General features: G+C 69.9%; 14 protein-coding genes and 2 pseudogenes. 4 read left to right on the forward strand and 12 right to left on the reverse strand.

From position 1 onward, the window contains the following. Positions 1 to 4: 4 nt before the first annotated feature. From ACFY30_RS06500 to ACFY30_RS06520, 5 genes are all read right to left on the reverse strand, one after another. The gene (locus ACFY30_RS06500; RefSeq protein WP_390844022.1) at positions 5 to 1,228 is read right to left on the reverse strand and encodes an McrC family protein; all 1,224 of its coding nucleotides are present in this window, start codon (positions 1,226 to 1,228) and stop codon (positions 5 to 7) included. Continuing rightward, positions 1,225 to 3,048: a DUF4357 domain-containing protein gene (locus ACFY30_RS06505; protein WP_390844023.1), complete on the reverse strand. Its 1,824-nt coding sequence runs from the start codon at positions 3,046 to 3,048 to the stop codon at positions 1,225 to 1,227. The genes ACFY30_RS06500 and ACFY30_RS06505 overlap by 4 nt, the downstream gene beginning before the upstream one ends. 77 nt (positions 3,049 to 3,125) lie before the next feature. Beyond that, complete coding sequence (locus tag ACFY30_RS06510; protein ID WP_390844024.1) at positions 3,126 to 4,763, reverse strand: hypothetical protein; 1,638 nt, start codon at positions 4,761 to 4,763, stop codon at positions 3,126 to 3,128. A 64-nt stretch (positions 4,764 to 4,827) separates the two neighbouring features. Next, positions 4,828 to 5,235: a hypothetical protein gene (locus ACFY30_RS06515; RefSeq protein ID WP_390844025.1), complete on the reverse strand. Its 408-nt coding sequence runs from the start codon at positions 5,233 to 5,235 to the stop codon at positions 4,828 to 4,830. Further along, positions 5,232 to 7,679, reverse strand: a complete 2,448-nt coding sequence (locus ACFY30_RS06520) for an AAA family ATPase (RefSeq protein WP_390844026.1) — start codon at positions 7,677 to 7,679, stop codon at positions 5,232 to 5,234. Before ACFY30_RS06520 ends, ACFY30_RS06515 begins: the two co-directional genes overlap by 4 nt. A 257-nt stretch (positions 7,680 to 7,936) precedes the next feature. Between ACFY30_RS06520 and ACFY30_RS06525 the strand changes: the two genes are divergently transcribed. Continuing rightward, on the forward strand, positions 7,937 to 9,613 hold the full coding sequence (locus tag ACFY30_RS06525) for a DUF262 domain-containing protein (RefSeq protein ID WP_390844028.1): 1,677 nt from the start codon (positions 7,937 to 7,939) through the stop codon (positions 9,611 to 9,613). Positions 9,614 to 9,661: 48 nt separating this feature from the next. Beyond that, positions 9,662 to 10,165, forward strand: a complete 504-nt coding sequence (locus ACFY30_RS06530; RefSeq protein ID WP_390844029.1) for a hypothetical protein — start codon at positions 9,662 to 9,664, stop codon at positions 10,163 to 10,165. Positions 10,166 to 10,277: 112 nt separating this feature from the next. Here the strand turns inward: ACFY30_RS06530 and ACFY30_RS06535 are convergent, their stop codons facing one another. From ACFY30_RS06535 to ACFY30_RS06555, 5 genes are read right to left on the reverse strand one after another with little or no spacing between them, the layout of a single operon-like run. After that, positions 10,278 to 11,231, reverse strand: a complete 954-nt coding sequence (locus tag ACFY30_RS06535; protein ID WP_390844031.1) for a hypothetical protein — start codon at positions 11,229 to 11,231, stop codon at positions 10,278 to 10,280. After that, positions 11,228 to 12,334 carry a protein phosphatase 2C domain-containing protein gene (locus ACFY30_RS06540; protein WP_390844032.1) on the reverse strand — a complete coding sequence of 369 codons (1,107 nt, stop codon included), beginning with the start codon at positions 12,332 to 12,334 and terminating at the stop codon, positions 11,228 to 11,230. The genes ACFY30_RS06535 and ACFY30_RS06540 overlap by 4 nt, the downstream gene beginning before the upstream one ends. Before the next feature lie 8 nt (positions 12,335 to 12,342). Beyond that, positions 12,343 to 13,008: a VWA domain-containing protein gene (locus tag ACFY30_RS06545; protein WP_390658686.1), complete on the reverse strand. Its 666-nt coding sequence runs from the start codon at positions 13,006 to 13,008 to the stop codon at positions 12,343 to 12,345. A 34-nt stretch (positions 13,009 to 13,042) separates the two neighbouring features. After that, entirely contained in the window at positions 13,043 to 13,555 is a 513-nt protein-coding gene (locus ACFY30_RS06550) for a hypothetical protein (RefSeq protein ID WP_390844033.1), read from the reverse strand. Next, positions 13,552 to 14,946: a hypothetical protein gene (locus ACFY30_RS06555; protein WP_390844034.1), complete on the reverse strand. Its 1,395-nt coding sequence runs from the start codon at positions 14,944 to 14,946 to the stop codon at positions 13,552 to 13,554. Before ACFY30_RS06555 ends, ACFY30_RS06550 begins: the two co-directional genes overlap by 4 nt. 360 nt (positions 14,947 to 15,306) lie before the next feature. On the opposite strand from ACFY30_RS06555, the gene ACFY30_RS06560 reads away from it, so the two are divergent. Beyond that, complete coding sequence (locus tag ACFY30_RS06560) at positions 15,307 to 15,885, forward strand: tellurium resistance protein (RefSeq protein ID WP_390844035.1); 579 nt, start codon at positions 15,307 to 15,309, stop codon at positions 15,883 to 15,885. 15 nt (positions 15,886 to 15,900) lie between these two features. Here the strand turns inward: ACFY30_RS06560 and ACFY30_RS06565 are convergent. Continuing rightward, positions 15,901 to 15,996: pseudogene (locus ACFY30_RS06565) on the reverse strand (ATP-binding protein); the annotation flags it as partial. A gap of 186 nt (positions 15,997 to 16,182) precedes the next feature. Here ACFY30_RS06565 and ACFY30_RS06570 point away from each other — a divergent pair. After that, positions 16,183 to 16,509, forward strand: a complete 327-nt coding sequence (locus ACFY30_RS06570; protein ID WP_390844036.1) for a hypothetical protein — start codon at positions 16,183 to 16,185, stop codon at positions 16,507 to 16,509. Between the two features lie 322 nt (positions 16,510 to 16,831). Here the strand turns inward: ACFY30_RS06570 and ACFY30_RS06575 are convergent. Next, positions 16,832 to 18,119: pseudogene (locus tag ACFY30_RS06575) on the reverse strand (PIN-like domain-containing protein). Between the last annotated feature and the right edge of the window lie 31 nt (positions 18,120 to 18,150).

Below are 18,150 nucleotides of genomic sequence, written 5' to 3' on the forward strand. Positions count from 1 at the left end.
TCGATCATACGCGCGGGGTGTTCACCAGCCTCAGGGCGACTTCCTCGATGTCCGCGAGCAGTCCAGCCGGTTCCTGATCCAGGTCGAGGGCGTGCTGGTGGATGACGATGCCGGTGTGCCGGACGGTGTGGGCCGCGTGCGATGCGTTGCCCTTCGCGTACACCAGGTGCCCTTCGGGCAGGCCGAGGGCGGTGCAGTACGCGAGCATCTGGTACAGGTCGGCGTCCGGAAAGCCGCTCCGCCTCTCCGCCTTGTACTTGGCGTCGACCACGGCACATGGCGTCCCGTCCGCACCATAGAGGACGAAGTCGGGCTTCATACGGATCGCGGCGGCCTGGTCGAGGTGGTGCGGGTCCTGGAGTCGGGCCGTGTGACCGGTGCCGCGAAACGCCTCGCGCAGGGCTACTGTCACGAAGTCCTCGAACAGCTTGTTCATGTCGAACAGGAACCCGTCGATGCGCAGTCCGCCCGGTGAATGCTCGGCCGACGAACCGTCCAGGACCACACGGGCGAGACGCAGGGCTTGATGGTAGCGGGAGTTGAGCCGCGTCGGCTGCCAGCTGGGGAGTCGCCGTCCGGGCACGATCGCGGTGACGTCGGCGAGGCGCGCGCGCTGATGCAGGAGCCCGTGGCGGACGTCGCGCGGGACACCGGGCAGGCGCAGGAGGCGCTCGACGGCCGTGCGCAGAATGCGGTTCTCCGCGATGTCGGTGGTGAACTCGTCGTACACCACCTCCACGGGCAGCGCGGCGCCGTAGTGCCGTCGTATCTGCTCGGCCTCGCGGATCCGGCCGCGCACGACGAAGGCGGTCTCCTCAGTCTCCCGGTAGCCCTGCAACAAGCCCTGCCGCAGGGCCCGGTCCACCTGGCGCTCCAGGGCGTGGGCGAGCGCGGGCAACAGGTGGCGGTGCTCGGCCACCTCGACCTGACCGTCCTGCCAGCCGCCTCTGGGGTTCAAGGTGTAGCCGAGCAGAAAGAAGAAGCGCGCGATGGGCACTTTGGGAGTGATCCGAACGGTGACAGGATCGACACAGCCGGGTACGGCGACCGCCACCGCGCCGACCTTGTGTCCTGCGCGAAGCGACCAACGGCCGGGGGCGTACGGATCCGGTGCCGCGTCCACGATGTTCGCGGCGGCGAGTGCCCTGCCCACAGAGTGCGGCAGGGCAAGGCTGACGGCCGGCGCGTGCTCCACCAGCTCGATGGGGACGGCAACTGCGGACGTCATCTCAGTGACTCCCTCAGGACCGTCAGCCCGTACCGCTTCTCGATATCGACGCCTTCGCCGTAGTGGTGCTCCTCCAACAGGGGCAGGATCTTTGTGCGCCAGGTCCGCTCCAGGCCGCCGTCGCGGTAGACGCCCGGCTTCATCAGGTAGGAGGGGCCGATGCGGAAGTCGCTGTCGTCGATCCGGGCGTTGAGCTCGTCCAGCAGATCGGCGGGCTCCGAGTCCTTGCCCTCCCGAGCCAGCCAGCGGCGCAGCAGTCCGCTCGTGGGTTCGGTGCGCGGTGAGAGCTCGACGAAGGCGAACCGGCGGCGCATCGCCGCGTCCACCAGGGCGATGGAGCGGTCGGCAGTGTTCATCGTGCCGATGAGGAACAGGTTGGGTGGCAGCGCGAAGTCGTCGCCGGAGTACGTGAGCCGGACCGCCTTGTTGCGGTACTCCAGCAGGAAGTACAACTCGCCGAAGACCTTCGCCAGGTTGGCCCGGTTGATCTCGTCGATGATCAGGAAGTGCGGGATGTGCCGGTTGCCCTCCCGGGAGGCCAGGTCGGCGAGTTCACGCAGCGGCCCGGCGGTGAGCCGGAAGGCGACTTCTCTGGTCTGAGGGTCTTCCTGGGGCCGGAAGCCCTCGAAGAAGTCCTCGTAGGAGTACGAGGGATGGAACTGCACGAGCTTGACCTGCTCGGGCCCACTGCCAAGGAACTCGGCAAGCTTCAGTGCCAAGTACGTCTTGCCGGTTCCCGGCGGTCCGTACAGCACCAACTGCCGCTCGTCCCAGAGCAGGTCCCGCATCTCCCGGAGCCATCCGATGTCGTGAGCGAGGAGCTCACGGGCGAATTCCCGGGTGGGTTCGGGCAGCTCCAGCTCACGCCGGGCGGTGAGCGCCGGCGTTTCCGCACTCGGGTCGTGCTCTATGGCCTCGGCTTCCTCTACGAGCTCCTGGTTGGTCAGGCCGAGCCCTTCGATGTGTGCCTGGACGGAGGTGAGGTCGACGACATCGTGCTGGATGGAGAGCTTCTGCTGGAGTTCCTCGGGCAGATCGTCGTACGGAAATCCGGTGGGTTGCCATTCCACCGGCCGCCGGAGGTTGGAACGCCGGTCCTCCGACTCGATCTGCTCCGCCTCTCCGGTGATCTCACCGACGTGAAGGCGCCCACCGGAGATGGTGCATACGACATCGCCGGGTTTCATGCGGGAAAGGAAGGCATGCAGTTCCTCGACCAGCTGCAGTTTCTGGTTGTACGTGGCCGTGGACTCGTAGTCCTCTTGCACGTATGCGCGCAGGTCCTCCTTGCTCGTGCCCTGTCTCACGCCCTGCCTGAGTCGCGAGGCGGCGAGGGTGACGCGGCCTTCCGGGAGCCACAGGCGTTGGACGACATCGAGGCCGGTGACGTTCGAACCGCGGATGAGCCATGTGCGGTTGGGACCCGGCCACACGCCCGACATGAAGTCGGACAGCGGCGCGCCCTGCCCGGTGCGCCATTCCTCCCATCCGTTGCGCGGGGCACCGACCAGCAACATGGCGGCGGAGGAGGGGGAACCGCACACCACGTCCTCGGTCAGCTCCAGCCACCCCGGCCAGAGGGACGAGGGAACCAGCACACCCTGGGCCTTGAGTTCCTCGCGCCGCTTGACCGGGCCCTTGGCATGAGCGGCGAGCGACGGCATCACGTGATCACGTACGGGGGATCCCGCCAGTATGAGGAACTTGCGGCTTCCGTTCGTCCCCCGCTCGTTCAGCAGCACCCCACGTGCCCGGTCGATCCCGTCTCCGTTCGGCAGCCGCAGCCAGAACAACGGGTACTGCGAGTCGCCGTCGGCCATGACACCCCCTCACACTCCTGTGCTTCGATCTTGTCTGGCAGCGTACTGGCCGACACCGACAGCCTCGTTGGACGCGGTCACGTCAACGTATTGGTCAGATGGGGACCGATGTACCCGACGTAGATGCCGTGGTCCGCGCGGGTGCCGTCGTGGTAGTGCAACCGGGGTGCGATCGTGTTGCCGCCGCCGACGCGTACGTGAGCACCCATGAAGACCTTCCGTGCAGGATCCACGTACTCGGGTACGGGGAACGTACGTTCCCGGCGCCAGGCGGAGTTGCTCTTCACCGACCTGGACTCGTCCCGCACGATCTTCCGCGGCGAGATGGTGCAGACACCGTCCGGGGCGTCGGCACACCACTGCTTGAAGTCGCGGGTGGTCCGGCGCTCGGCCGCCGCCTCGGCGAAGTCCCGCAGCGCCAGAAGCGCGTCCCAGGTCATCCGCACCCACGATGATCCGTAGGCCTGCGCGTCGAGTTCGAGAGTCACCTTGCGGGAACCGGTGAAGTGCAGACGGGGCAGGTCGGCGATGCGGCCGAGCAGCTCCTCGAAGGACTCCGGGCCGTCGTCCGGCGTCGTGACGGGGGTGTACGCGGCGGCTCCGGCGCCGATGGACACGAGGTGTTTCTGGAGGGCCAGCACCTGGGCACGGGTCGTGTGCAGTTCCTGGTACTGCTCGTCGTACTCGGCGATGAGCAGCGTCTCGTTGTCCTCCGCCTTGCGCAGTTCGTACTTGAGGTCGCGGATCTCGTCGGCCCGCACCCGCTGTTCGCGCCCGGCCTCCTCCAGAATCTCGAGCAGTGCTTCGTTCTCGACGCGCAACCGTTCCAGCTCCGGTGCCGCGGAGTCGTTGCGGGCGCGGGTCCGCATGACCGGGACGGAGTCGAGCTCGGCCGGCAGGGGAGTACGGGCTGCCAGCCGCTGAGGCAGCTGGGCGAGTATCCGGCGGGCACGGGAAGGTTGCTCGGTGATCATCCGGCGGGACATCACCCGGTGCCGTTGCCCGTCCGCGGGCCAGGCGGGATCGACCCCGGGCAGGAAGGTGCGGACGCCACCGCCGTAGACCCGGTGGTACTCCAGCGCCCGGTTGAAACGGGTCTCCGCCTCCGGGGAGAGCAGGTAGAGGATGGCGAGTCCGGCGAGCGGGCGGACCAGGGGGTCCACCGTGTCCTCCAGCCAGTCGTCGAAGTCGACTCCGTACGGAGTGCTGGCCACGACGACCGGCAGGCGCCGCGTCTCGTCGCACAACTCGTCGACGACGGCGTCGACGTCCTCCGCTTCGACCACCTGGGGCTGGGCCGTGACATCGGCGAGGCCGTCGCGGGCGTTGAGGACGTGCAGGAGACTGCCCGCGAGCCGGGGTGTCTTGGCGGGTACGGGCAGGACCTCGGGGTCGTCGGGAAGGTGCTCGACGTCCAGCTGGACCCTGGTCGGCCCGTCTCCCGTCTGGCAGATCAGCACAGTGGTCTGCCAGGTCCCGCCCGGCAAGGCCTCCCGCAGGCGCCACCGCCCGTACGCGCCCGAGGTCCCGGTCGCGGAGTCGTGGTCGAGGGTGACGCCGCGGGCTATCTCGTTGCGCCCCTCGGCGAAGGCGGCCACGTCGTAGCTCTTCGGCGGCTCCTTGAGCCACCGGCGCAGCCGGCCGTCGACCTGCGCGCCGGTGCTGACGTAGTCCAGTCCGCTGGTGACGACCATGCGGTAGCGGCGGGTGTCCAAGAGGGCCTTCCTCACTGGTCCGGGCGTATGAATGCGGGTGGGTGCGGGAGTGGGCGCGGCGTCCTCAGGCCTTCGAAGCGGACGTGACCGGTCCCGTGCCCGGCCGGGCACGCAGTGCTTCCAGGAGACCGGTGACCTCGTGCAGGCGGCTGTGGATCTCGGCGGGGGACGGCGGCAGTTCGCCGGTGCGGTGGTGGCAGGCCGCACTGAGCGCCGACCAGGTGGCACGGCACCTTCGGGCGGTGTCCCGGCCTGCGTACCACTCCAGGCACAGCATGCGGTGCCTGGCCACCCGGGTCATCGAGGGAGTGACGCGCAACCAGTAGGCGTCGAGAGCCCGGTCGAGTGCCATGCGGAGCAGGATCGCCGCCGCACGGGCCCGCAGACCGGGTGTCAGGGTGGCCGCGTCCCCCGCCGCCGGCCGCAGGAGACGGCCGGCGGCGGAGACGAGGGACTCCGGGGACACGCTCATCGGGCGCCCCCGGCGGACTGCGCGCGCGTACCGCGGATCGCCCTCACGAGGGTCTTGGTCCGGCGTACGAGTTCCTTGCGGTCGTCGACGCTCGGCAGAGGCGTGTGCGCGCCGGAGTTGAACGCCGTGATCAGCGTCCAGCTGCCGGTACAGATCCCCTCGACGGCATCACGGGCATGCTGCCGCTCGTCCCCGAGCAGGGCGAGGGCGACATACGTCTTGGTGCGGTCCAGGCGCCCGACCCGCTCCTCGACCTCCGCCGACCCGAGGCCGTGCTCGTCGCGCAGCCTGCGCCGCGCCGTCTCGAGGCAGGCGGCCTCGACGGCCCTGCGGCACATGGCGGGCAGCACGTGATCGGCCACGTCCTGCGGCAGTCCCGGGTCCAGGGACACCGCCCGCGCCTCCGCGAGTGCCTGCTCGACCGCGTCGTTGACGGTCTCGACGCCCACCACCGAGTCGGCCCGACGCGTGACCTGCAGGACGGTCGCCTCGATGCCGAGGTGGTCGACGGCCTGGGCGAGGCGGGTGTCGTGGGTGAAGACGACGACCTGCCGGTCCCGCGCGAAGGCGTCGAGGACCCGGGCCAGCCCCTCCACCTTCTCGGGGTCCATGGACTGCACGGGGTCGTCGATGACGAGGAAGCCGAACGGGCTGGCCGCGTGGGTGGCGCGCGGCAGGAACAGGGACAGCGCGAGGGAGTGCAGCTCGCCCTGGCTCATCACGCTGTACGCGGGCGCGTCCATGTCGTCCACGGACACGTCCAGCTTGACGCGGCCGCGCCCCGGCGTGCCCTCCAGGGTGACGGACCCGAGGTTGACGCTGCTGTGCTCGCACAGCTTCCGCCACACGTCCTGCGACTGCCGGGCGAACGGCCGCAGCCGCTCGTCCCGCAGCTCGTCGATGATCGGCCGCAGCCAGGCACGGGCCTTGCGCGCGTGCTGGCGCCGCTCGCGTGCGGCCTCGGCCGCCTCCGCCACACCCAGCCACTCGGCGAGCCGGACGGCCGCCGGCTGCCAGGCCTCGTCGTGGTCGGCGAGCCGCCGGGCGGACTCCTCCCGGATCTGACGGCAGGCGTCGTCCAGGACGGCCGCGGTGCGTGCGGCACGGTCCGCGAGCTCCCGCGGGTGGGTGACGTCGCGGCACTGCGCCCATTCCTGCCAGACCGCGACGAGGAGGGACGTCTCGCCCCGCAGCCACACCGGAACCGGCTGCACGAGGTCATGGACGGCACGCAGCGCGGTGGCCACCGCCTTCCGTGCGGCCTCGGCCCCGACGGCCTCCGTCCGGAGCCGCTCCACCTCGGCCCGTGCCCGCTCGGCCCACGTCTGGTCGAGCCGGTTCTCACTGCCGCAGACCGGGCAGTCCGTGCCCTGGGAGCGGCGCCGGTGGTCCAGAGCGGCGTCCAGGAGCCCGGCCAGGCGGCGGGCGTCCTCCGCGTCGCCGTAGCGCGTTTCCTCGGCATCGGCGGCGGCCTCCCGCAGCCGGACGACGGCCCCGCCGACCTCCTCCAGGTCAGGGCCGGCGAGGCTCGCGTACTGCCGCAGCCGGGCCAGCTCGACCTCGGCCGCCGGGGAACGGCTCTCCAGCAGTGCCCGCACCCGAGTGCGGTCGGGCCTGGCCCCCGACAGCGCCTGTGCGGCCTCGCGGGCCCTGGGGTCGTCCAGCGCCGCCAGCTCGTCGAGCAGCTTCGCGGTGAGGGCGTCCCCGTCCTTGACCGCCTGGTCGCAGGCCCCCACGACGTCCTTCACCTGCGCGTCGAACTCGGCGAGCAGCTCCAGCCCGAGGAGCTTGAAGAAGGCGTCGTGCAGTCCGCCCAGCGTGCCGTTGATCATCGAACCGAGTTCGCTGTACGGCAGGAAGGGCCGGGCCAGGTCCAGCGCCTCGGCGTCGACGACCTCCTCCAGCTTCCGCTCCGAGCCGTCGGCGCCCTCCACCCGTGTCCGGGCCTCGCCCACCTTGGCCCCGTACCAGGTCCGCCGCACGGTGACCGTCTCGCCGTGCTCGCCGACGGACAGCTCGACGGAGACCTCGGGAGTGACGTCGGCGCTGTGCAGGTTGCGCCACCCCTTCTGCCAGTCGGTGGCCCGCTTTCCCTCCCAGCGGGAGTTGCGCCCCGTCAGCGCGGTCTCCGCGGCCTCGGCGAAGCTCGACTTGCCGGACCCGTTGGGACCCGCGACGACGACCAGGCCGGGGCCCGGCGGCAGTTCGAGGGTGGTCCGGGGGCCGATGCCGCGCCAGCCGGCCGCGGTGATGGACCGCAGCCGGACGACCGGCCCCGCCCGTCCTCCACTGCTCCTGACCTGCTCGTCGGGCAGCAGCTCGCGCAGGAGCTCCCGCGGCTCCGGCGCGAGGCCGGAGTTGTCGAGGCGGGCGAGGAGCAGCTCACGGAGGGTGGCGGTGGCGTCGGAAGCCGGGGCGGGGGAAGCGGGAGGCTGGTCGGTCATGCTCAGCTCCTTGTGCGGGGAGAGGCGGGGAATGCGGGCGCGACGGATGAGGCGAAGCGTTTGCATCTTGAGCATGAGGGGTGCCTGTTAGCGTCGTCAACGTAGTTTTGGTTTTTCAGTCTCCTCGAATTTGTGTACGTATCTCTGCGTGCCCGTGCCACGCGTGTGCTGACGCCCGCCTAGCGACATCCAGGCCCACGGGAGAGGTCGGGTGATCGGGTGACGGACCGTCAGTGGGGGGCGCCATCATGGGGCGCATGCAAAAGCTCGAGGCGCACGAGATGCCCCTGCACAAGGTGTTCAGCAGCGACTACGACTTCCGGATCCCGGACTACCAGCGCCCGTACGCCTGGCAGCCGGAGCAGGCGCTCCAACTGCTCACGGACCTCACGGAGGCCCTGGAACGCGGCACCGAGGAGCCGTACTTCCTCGGCTCGCTGGTCCTCGTCAAGGAGAACGGAGAGCCCACGGCGGACGTGATCGACGGGCAGCAGCGTCTCACCACGCTGACGATCCTGCTCTCGGTGCTGCGCGACCTGTCGACGGATCCCGCGTTGCAGGACGCCCTGCACAAGCTGGTCAACCAACCCGGCGACCCCATCCTCGGACTCAGGGCCCGGCCGAGACTCACGCCCCGCAAGCGGGACGCCGGGTTCTTCCACAAGCACATCCAGACCAGCGGCGCCATAGAGACGCTCCTCTCCCTGGACCGGACGACTCTGCCGACGGACGCCCAGAAGGCCGTGCTGGACAACGCCGTAGCCCTGCGGCGCGAGCTCCTCAGCTGGCCCGAGGAACGCCGGCTTCCCCTGGTCCGGATGCTCGGCGAGCGGACCTTCCTGGTCGTGGTCGCCACTCCCGACCTGGAGAGCGCGCACCGCATCTTCAGCGTCATGAACTCCCGCGGCCTGGACCTGTCACCCACCGACATCTTCAAGTCGCAGATCATCGGGGCGGTCAAGGACCCGCAGGAGTCGGAGGACTGCGCCCGCAAGTGGGAGGACGCCGAGGAGGCCCTGGGCCGGGAAGGCTTCGCCGACCTCTTCCTCCACCTGCGCATGATCTACGAGAAGAAGCGAGCGGAACGGGAACTGCTCAAGGAGTTCCCCGTGCAGGTGCTCAGCCACTACCTGCCCGACAAGGCCGAGACCTTCGTCAACGACGTCGTCGTCCCCTACGCCGAGGCGTACGCGCAGATCCGCGACGCACGGTACGAGTCGTCGTCCGGTTCGGAGAAGGTCAACGCCTGGTTCAAGCGCCTTCGGCAGACCGACCACAACGACTGGCGGCCCGCCGCACTGTGGGCCCTGCGCAACCACGAACACGACCCGGACTGGCTCGACCGTTTCCTCTGCGCCCTGGAGCGCCTGTCCGCCAGCATGTTCATCCGGCGCGTGTACACCACACCGCGCGTGACCCGCTTCGCCGAACTCCTCCGCCAGCTCGACCAGGGCCTCGGTCTGGACTCGCCGGCGCTCGCCCTCACGGACGCGGAGAAGGCCGACACCCGGGCCCGGCTGGAGGGCGAGCTGTACCTCGTCGCCAAGATCCGCAAGTACGTGCTGCTCCGTGTCGACGAACTGCTTGCCGAAGCCCACGGCGTGACGTACGAGCTGCCGCTCATCACCGTCGAGCACGTGCTTCCGCAGAACCCGGATCCCGGGTCGCGCTGGACCGACCTGTTCGACGACGACCAGCGCGCGTACTGGACCCATCGGCTCGGCAATCTGGTCCTGCTCAACCGGGTGAAGAACTCCGCCGCCCAGAACTACGACTTCGCCATGAAGAAGGCCAGGTACTTCACCGGCCGCAGCGGTTCGGTTCCCTTCGCCCTGACCAGCCAGGTGCTCCGGCACGAGGACTGGACTCCGGAGGTGCTGGAGGCACAGCAACGGCATCTCGTCGGCCTGCTCGCCGAGGCGTGGAGCCTGTGACCTGCCGCGCGCACGGGGGAGGGGCCGTCCCCTGCTGGCGTGCCCCGCATGTCCTCCGCGCACCTGTTGATCATCGGTGACCGTGCCGCGCTGAGCTGGGTGGTGACCGAACAGCGCATGGCGTTCCCCGCCGGGCGCTCCCGGGCGGCCCAGGCACTGGAGGAGGGCGACGAGATCTTCGTCTACACCACGCGCGGCTGCTTCCGGAACCCGACCCGTGACCTGGGGCGCGTGGTCGGCCGGGCGCGGGTGGCGAGCCCGGTACGTGTCCTGGAGGAGCCGGTGGTCTTCGGGGAGCGCAGCTTCACGCAGGGGTGCCGGCTGGAGGTGTCGGCTCTGGCCCGTTTCCGGGAGGGGCTGGTGTTGCGCGACCTGGTGCCGCGGCTGGCCGTGTTCCCCGATCCGGCGACGTGGAGCGTACGGATGCGGCGGGCGTCGTTGACGCTGCCGCCGGGGGACGCGCAGATCGTTCGGGCTGAGCTCAAGCCTTGGCTGCTGCCGTACGAGGAGGCTGTCGAGGCCTATCGCTGGGAGCCGGCGTCGGCGGCCTGACCTCGTTCACTTCGGGTGTCGTCGATGCCGAGCTCTGCCGAGAACATCGGAGCAAGCGGCAGCGCGTGGGGAACCGGAGGGGATCCGGGGCCTGTCAGCGCCGGATCCCTGTCTACCGCCCGGGTGCGCGCAAGTTGATCGGTCTCCGGTCGCGCACCCCGTCCAGGACCGTGTGGTCGACGGATGGGCGTGGCCGGGGCGTCGCCGCGGTGAGGGTGATGACGCCGCGGTCGCTCAGCGCGCTCTGCCACTCGTTCGGACGGGGCCGGGTTCCGCGCGCGCCCGCGGCCTGCGCGAAGAGCTTCCCTGCTGCGGCTGCCTGACGCTCGTTGAGACAACCGGCCACGGGCCGCAGTTCCTGGTCCGGTCTGACGTACGGGTCCTGCGCGAGAACGCGTCCGGCGGTGAGGGCTGTCTTGTACGCGTCCGTGTCCACGCTCGCCTCCGTGGAGGGCGCCAGCGGGTCGTTCCAGTCAGGCGTGGCGGCCTGGGCCTGGACGGCCTCGCGCCCCACGCGGCGGAAGCCGTCACAGTCCAGGAAATGGACGGCGGGTTCGGGCGTGAGCGACCACAGGACGTTCGCCTGCGAGATGTCCCCGATCACCAGTCCGGCGTCGTGGAACCAGCTGATGGCTTCGACGCACGCCAGCGCGAGGGCCCTGCGCTGCTCGGGAGTCGGCTGCGACACGTCCTGCCAGGCCGCTTTCGGCGGCCTGATCAGGTACTGCAGTTCGAGCAGCTTCGTCGTCCCGGTCGTGGTGCGCCACGTCATGGGGGACGGGGCCCGCCTCATGAGGAAGCCGAGGGCCCGGCCGCCCTCGACCACACGGCACACCGGCCACGCGGCCAGGGCGTCGAGGCGGACCCGGTCGGCCTGGCCGAGCCGCTGCCGGAACGCGACCAGGTCCGCGAGCGCGTTGCCATTGACCTTGGACGGGTCCATGTACTCCTTGTAGAGCAGCGACCCGTCGCCGACGGCATGCACCTTGCCCTGGCCGCCGCTGCCGACCTGGTCCCCCAGTGTGAGCGAGGAACGGGCGACGTCGGCGCCGTCCTCCGCGCTCATGCCCCCTCCTCCCACACACAGATGACCGTCCGGTCATCGTCGTAGGTCTTGGCCCGAGTCTGGGCCTGCCACAGAAAGTCGGACAGGGAGGGGACCTCGGGCCCGCCCCAGGCGTCGGCGAGGCGCCGCCCGAACTCCGGGTCCTTCTGGGTGAGGGGGTTGGTGATGCCGTCGGTGCCCAGGAGCAGGACCTCGCCCGGCACGGTGCGCAGCAGGGTGGCCTTGACACTGCGGTAGGCGTGCGGGAGCGCCTCGGTGCGGGTGTCGAGCAGTTCACCGCCGTCGTCCGGATCCCCGTGTTCCCAGTGGCCCTCACGCAGGACGAACAGACCGCCGTCGCCCACGCTGCACACAACGCGGTCGCGGATACGCGGGTCCGTGGGGATCAGGAGGACGTGCAGAGTGGTGGCGTAGTCCTGGTCGGCGTAGGGACGAGGCTGATGTTGTGAGGCACGCGCCCAGTCGGAGCGCAGTTGGGCGGCTGCGCCGGCGACCGCTTTGGTGGCGAGAACGTGAAGCTCGTTCTCGTTCCGAGCGCACAGTGCCGCGTGGATGCTCTCGGCCTCCCGGTCCAGGTAGACGGCTGCCAGGCGAGAGAACTGGTACGAGCCCACGTGCGAGTACAACGCGGACCCCACGCCGTCGGCGACCGCCAGCAGAAGCATCTCCGCCTCAGGGGGACCGATCCGCGTCACCGCCATGGCGTCCTGGCGGCAGCTGCCCTCCCAGTTGTGGGAGTCACCGCGCAGGGAGGCGGCCCGCACGGTCAGTCGACCGATCTGGGCGCCGTCCAACAGGACCACGGGGGAGAAGGGGGCGAACGCGTCCGCGTCCCGCAGGGAGGGCCGTCCCAAGGGATGAGGTGGGTAAGTGGGAGGGCGATTGCCGACGTGCGCCGGTACCCCCCGCAGGGGCTCGGCCTCGGGTTCGGCGGACGGTACGACGTCCTCGGGCGCCCAGGGATCCGGCTGTGCCGTCGGGGCGGCGGCTCCAGGACCTCGGATGATCGTGTCGTGTGACATCACCCCGTACGGCAGGCCCGCGATGTGCGCGTCGAGGCCGTCCGGATCGTGGTGCGCACCGCGGGTCTCTTCGTGGTTCATCGGGCCGCTCACAGCTTGTCCAGGGAGACGCTGGTGAAGCCGGGTACCTGCTCGTCGACCTGGAGCTGGAAGCCGTCCCCGCCCTGGGCGGACATGCTGGACGCCGAATTGACGATGGACCGGGTGAGACTGGAGGCGAACTCACGGAGCGCGACAGCCGGGCTGATGGACGCATCCTGCTGGAGGAACGCCTTGAAGTTCGCCACCTCCGTGATGATCGCGGCGTCGGCGTCGCTGATCCCGAACGCGATGATCTTCGGGGCGTAGCGGAAACCGTTCAGTTCCTTGAGCGCGGTGCGCCAGCCGTCGTCCGTGGGGATGCCGTCGGACAGGAAGAACACCACGGGCCGGTACACGTCGTGGCCGTCCGCCTTCAGCGCCGTGACGTCCTTCTCGATGGTGTCCTTCAGCAGGTGGAAGGCGGCTCCGAAGGAGGTCACCCCGCCCGCGGACAGGGACGGCAGCTGGGTCAGCTCGCTCAGGTCGGCGAGCGGCTGGAGCACGGAAGCCTGAGTGGAGAATCCGATGAGAGCGAAGCGGGTCTTGTCGGCGACACTCGGATTGGTGCTGATCTCATGGTGCAGGTCGGGCAGGGCCGAGTTGATGGCGTCCACGCCAGTTCCCGCCATGGAACCGGACTCGTCGCACACCATGTAGAAGGGCAGGATCTGCATGGGCTCTCCTGAGAGTTGAGAGACGGCGCAGCCGTCAACGGGTGTAGAAGTAGATCTCCAGATCGGCCGCCCCGGAGGTGCCGCCGTTCCAGAAGGGCCGTGTCGTCGCGTCGTCGAACATGCCGGGTCGCGCCTTCCGCAGGGACCTGTTGATGTCGCGGGCGTACGCCTGTCCGTCACTCGGTTCGACGGCCTGGCCGAAGGTCAGGACGAAGGCGGCGGTGCGCCCCTCGTAGCGGGCGGTGGCGGCACGGAGCTGCTTCACCATCCGTGCGGTGTCGCCGACCGCCGCCGTCACATGGACTTTCACGGGTTTACGCTCCACCGACCGCGGCCCCGAGGGTGTCGGACTCGGTTCGGGCGACGGCTCGGCGTCGGCGGACGAGGCGGACGAGGCGGACGGGGAGGGGCGGGTGGCGGCCTGCGCGGCCAACGGATCGCCCCGGTCCCCCATGGAGACGAGGGCGAGCACGAGCAGCATGTCGGCGAAGAGCCACCCGGCCAGATGCAGCGGTGTGAACCGGAAGCCCCTTCTTCGCGGGCTCACCGCGCCGATCCGATCTCGGCCCGCAGCTCCTTCGCCTGTCGTAGCTCGTCCTCCGCCCGCCGCTGGGCCGCCTCGGCTCCCGCCCGCGCCGCCTCTGCCTCAGCCCGAGCCGCCACTGTTTCGGCGCGCGCCGCTTCGGTCTCACGCAGTACCTGGGCCAGGGCGTCGGTGACGCCGGTGAAGCGATCGGCCGCCTGGTGCAGCGCGAGGCTGCGGGCCTCGATGCCGAGCAGGGCTTCACGAGAGGCCTTCGCGGCCTCACCGGTGCGCTCGGCCACCGCGCCGAGGTCGTTGAGCAGCCGGCCGTTGACATCCGCGACCACTTCGACGCCGGTGGTGAACCCGCGCTGCGAGGCCGCCAGTACGGTCAAGGAGTCCTCGACCTGCTGCGCCGCGTCGGACAGTGCCTTGTGGACGCTGGTGCTGTTGTCGCCGACCGCGGTCTCCAGCCGGTCCGCGGTAAGGGCGAGGACCTCACGCATCCCTTCGCCGGCCGTCCGCAGTTCTTCCAGCGCCTTGTCGAGCACGCCGGTCTGGTCGCCGACCGCATCGGCCAGCCGCCGGCCGGCCTGCGTCACCGGGTCGTCCAAGCCCCGCACCGCTGCCTGGATGGCCACCCCGCTGTCCCGCACGGTTTCCTCGATCCGCAGCACCACCTGCTCGATCGGCCGCACATACGCCTCCGCCTGGGCGAGACGCTGCTCCGCCTTGTCGGCGGCCTCACCGACCAACCGGGCGGCCCGGGTGAGCTCTTCCTGCGTGGCGATGGCCTTGGTCTGCATACGCTGCAGCCGTCCGGCCGCCGAGTTGAGCTCTGCCGCGAAGCGCTGCGGAGAGGCGAATCGATGCGCGTTGAGCGAGAGCTGCGCTGAGGTGAGGACCGGGACCAGGCGGGCGAGGGCCGCACGGGTACGCCCCCGTGCCTGCTCCTCACGGCGTTCGGCCGCCGTGCGCCGGTAGCCGTGCACCGCCGTGAGGACGAACAGCATCGCCAGGGTCAGACACCCGCCCACGGCGACGTGCCCGAACCGGAAGACCTCACCCAGGTGTCCGTCGAACCCGGACTGCCAGAGTTGCAGGAACGGCCGGCCCGCGGCTTTGGGGTCGTCGCCCGTCAGCGCACCGTACGCGCTCGACGCCTGCCACAGACCGAACCAGGTGAACAGCAGCGGCAGGAAGACCAAGGCCCCCAGCACCCAGTCCAGCGCGGAGTCGAATCGCGTACCACGGCCGTCGACCACCGGCTCGGCGACACTCTCGGGCCGGGCGAAGGTCCCCATGAGATCGAGATCGGCCCATGCGTCGAGGGCGTCCGTGTCGGTGGAGCCGAGCGCCTGGGCCAGTGCGCGCAGTTCCTCGGCGCGCGGTGCGAGCGCAGGATCCTGCGCCAAGTCCTCGAGATGACGTGCGGTCACCCCTTTGTCGAGTTGTGTCCCCGTGAGCATTCCCCACCCCTGCCCGGTGACGCCGGGACGTTCCTGCAGATCAAAGCGCAGTGACGGAAGGGCTGTGACCAGCGGCGCATGCCCCCTGCCGCGCAGAACTTAGCTGGCGCAGACTTTCACATCTTCTTCACCAGTCGCGCCATAATAGACGACGATCTCATCGGTGGACGGCGTGGCATGAAGCGGTCATGCGAAGGGCTGAACCAGGCGGCGTTCTTGAGCGGTGACGGCAGGCGACGGGGTGTCATCCGGCTGACCGGAGGCGGGGTGCCGGTCGAGTCCGGGAGGCGGGCGGCGCGGGAGCCGGTGCCGCGTACCGTGGACCTCACCCGGCGGGCACCAAGTGCCGAGATCACGGGGCGGGGCGTCCTCCAGGTCAACCTGAACTGGTCGGTGGCCTCCGAGGCCGATCTCGATCTGGGCTGCATGGTTCTCACCCGCGACGGCGCGGGTGCCGCCGTACAGCCGCTCGGAGCGACGTTCGGCGATCTCGGCGCCTGGCCCTACATCAGCCTCGACCAGGACGACCGGACCGGCGAGACCTCCGACGGGGAGACGCTCCGGATCAGCCTGGAACACCGGAGCCAGTTCACCAAGCTCCTTGTCTACGTGTACATCTACGAGGGTGCGGCCGACTTCCGTACGCTCGGAGGCGTCGTCACCATCAGCGCGCCGAGCGGCACCTGGCGGATCCACCTCGACGACTCCCCGGCCGGCGCCACCTCATGCGCCATCGCCCTGCTGACGCCGGGCCGTGACACCCTTGACCTGCGGCGCGAGGTCCGCTGGTTCACCGCCCAGCCGTGGTCGTCGAACCAGGAGGTCATCGACCAGGCGTACGGCTTCGGCTTCGAGTGGGTACCGGGGGTCAAGCCCCCTCTGTGACGGCCGTGAGGGCGAGCGGAAGTCGCGCTCCTGGACGCGACCGTGCAGGGCGGCGTCCGCCGCGAGTTCGGCGACGGTCTCCTCGACGCGGTCGGTGACGGGCGGTGACACCTGCCAGGCCCTGCACGGGACGGTATGGGTGTCAGGCCCTCAGGTCGGGCGCGTGTCAGGTCGGGAAGTCGAGGGTCTCCTGACCAGGTCCAGGGGTGCGCCGGGACTTCCGCAAGCCGGTCGCGGTCAGAAGATCGGCGTCATCACGGCGTACTGACACAACCAATCGGGGAACCAGTGTCCGGCATGGGCCACGATGTGAATTCTTCCGAACCAGGCACCGAGCAGGCGGCCGCAGGTCGTCTGCTCGGTCTCGTGCAATGCTTCGTCACCACGCACGTGTCGTGGAAGCCGCTGTTCATCGGCGCGGTCATCACGGGCGACGACCGCATGCGCCTCTACTTCCGTTCACCTGAGCGGGACCGCACATACGGTGTGGACGTGCTGATCAGCCATACAGGCCCTGGCCTGCTCGGCTCTCTGGTTTCCCCGGCGTTCCTGGCGAACGAGCATCTGCATCAGCCTTCCGACGATCCACACTGCGATGTCATCGTGGATCTCACCGACTACTGACGCAAGGGGCGGAGGGGCTCGGCCGTTGGCCGGCGCCGGTTTCCTCGGCCAGCTGGGGTTGGCCCCCTTCCGGGCCAGGCGCCTGGTCATCAGGGCGATGCCGCTCCGGAGACTCGCCGATCCTGACGAGGACCTCCGGAGCCCCTGGTGGCCGCGTCCGCCCTTCGGTCTCATGTTCGTTCCTTCGGACCGTCGGCCGCAGCGCTGTATGCCGCGAACGCTCGGGCCTGCTCCGTCGGGCCAGTCGGACTCGGCCCGGCCGATGACGGCGGTGCGGACCTTGCGGGTGTCGTCGTCCTCGAACGGCATGTGCGTCCTCGCGTCAGTCCTCGGAGTCGTCCACGAGCTCGTTGACCAAGGATATGAGGAGGGGGTCGACGGAGAATCCGGAGGCCTTCATCTCGCCCGGCTCGTACTGGGTTTCCAGGACGGAGACGGCCGACTCGGGGATCTTCCCGAGCTGACGGAGCTGGCCGACGATGCGTTTGACCGGACGGGTGAAGCCCCTGAGGGTGCGGTCGTCGTCGTAGTCGCAGATCTCGTAGACACTTGAAGCGCTTGCGAAGCCGTTCATCTCGGCGGCGTACCTGATCACGTCGACACGGTTCTGGTAGCCCTCGTACCCCAGGCGGTCGAAGAGTTCGCGCAGCGCCGCGGCGGACCAGCCGCCGTGCTTGTCCTCCGTCCCGATCCGCTCGACCCGTTCGATGTCCTCCACCGACCCTTCCCGGAGGTGGAACTTCAGGATCGGTGCGGCGACTTCCAGGAAGCGTTTGGGAGTGAGCATGAGGAGCCGGCCGCCGCCGCGTGCCTTGAGTTCCGCGGTGAGTTCCGGCCGGGGGCCGCGGCTGAAGCCCCGCTCCTTGCGCCACCAGTCCTCCTTGCCGTCCGCGGTCACGAACAGCACGTCGCACTTGCGGCGGGCGGCCTCCCGGAGGATCTGCTCCCAGACGAGAAAGTCACCGGACGCCCCGTCTCCGTCCTTGCTCCGGTCCATGTACCCCGGAGGAACGCGCTTCTCGACCCGGCGCATCCCTTCCTTCACGGCCCTGTCGTGGTCCTCCGCGCTAGGGGGCCCCGGCCCGGCCTGCCAGCGCGGGCTCCAGGCGTGCGATCACCGGGTCGGTGCTCGTGTCGGGCGTGATGTTCTGCCACTCGCCCTCGCCGACGTTGACGATCGTCTCCTGGACGTCGTCGAACACTTCGGAGAGCTGGGTGCGGAGACGGTCGAACTCCTCGTCGGGCAGGGCGACATGGTTGGCCCAGGTGCGCAGGGTCTTCACCGCCTGAGCCACATGCCCGGCCATGTCCTCCGCGGCCTTCGTCCCGGTCGACCGCGCGTCGCCGATGGTGCCTTCCCGGTTCCGCCAGAACCCCACGAGTACCTGGTGAGGGACCCAGAGCCGGTCGTCCAGCGAGCCGAGAGCCTGGAGGAGGTCGGTCCGTGCCTGTTCCGTGTACCGGTAGAGGTTCAGCAGGACATTGGCGTCCGGGGCGACGAGGCCGCCTGTCAGTACGTCCGTGAAGTCGTCGGCGGTCGGGGTCCGGAAAGCCCCGAAGTCGTCGAAGAGGCCACGGACGTCGTCCGCGCCAGGCGTCGTGTCGGTCACCGCTGCCCCCGTCGGTCACTCGTGCGCCGGA

It is taken from the genome of Streptomyces sp. NPDC000345 (genome assembly GCF_042898825.1).
Classification (GTDB): Bacteria; Actinomycetota; Actinomycetes; order Streptomycetales; family Streptomycetaceae; genus Streptomyces.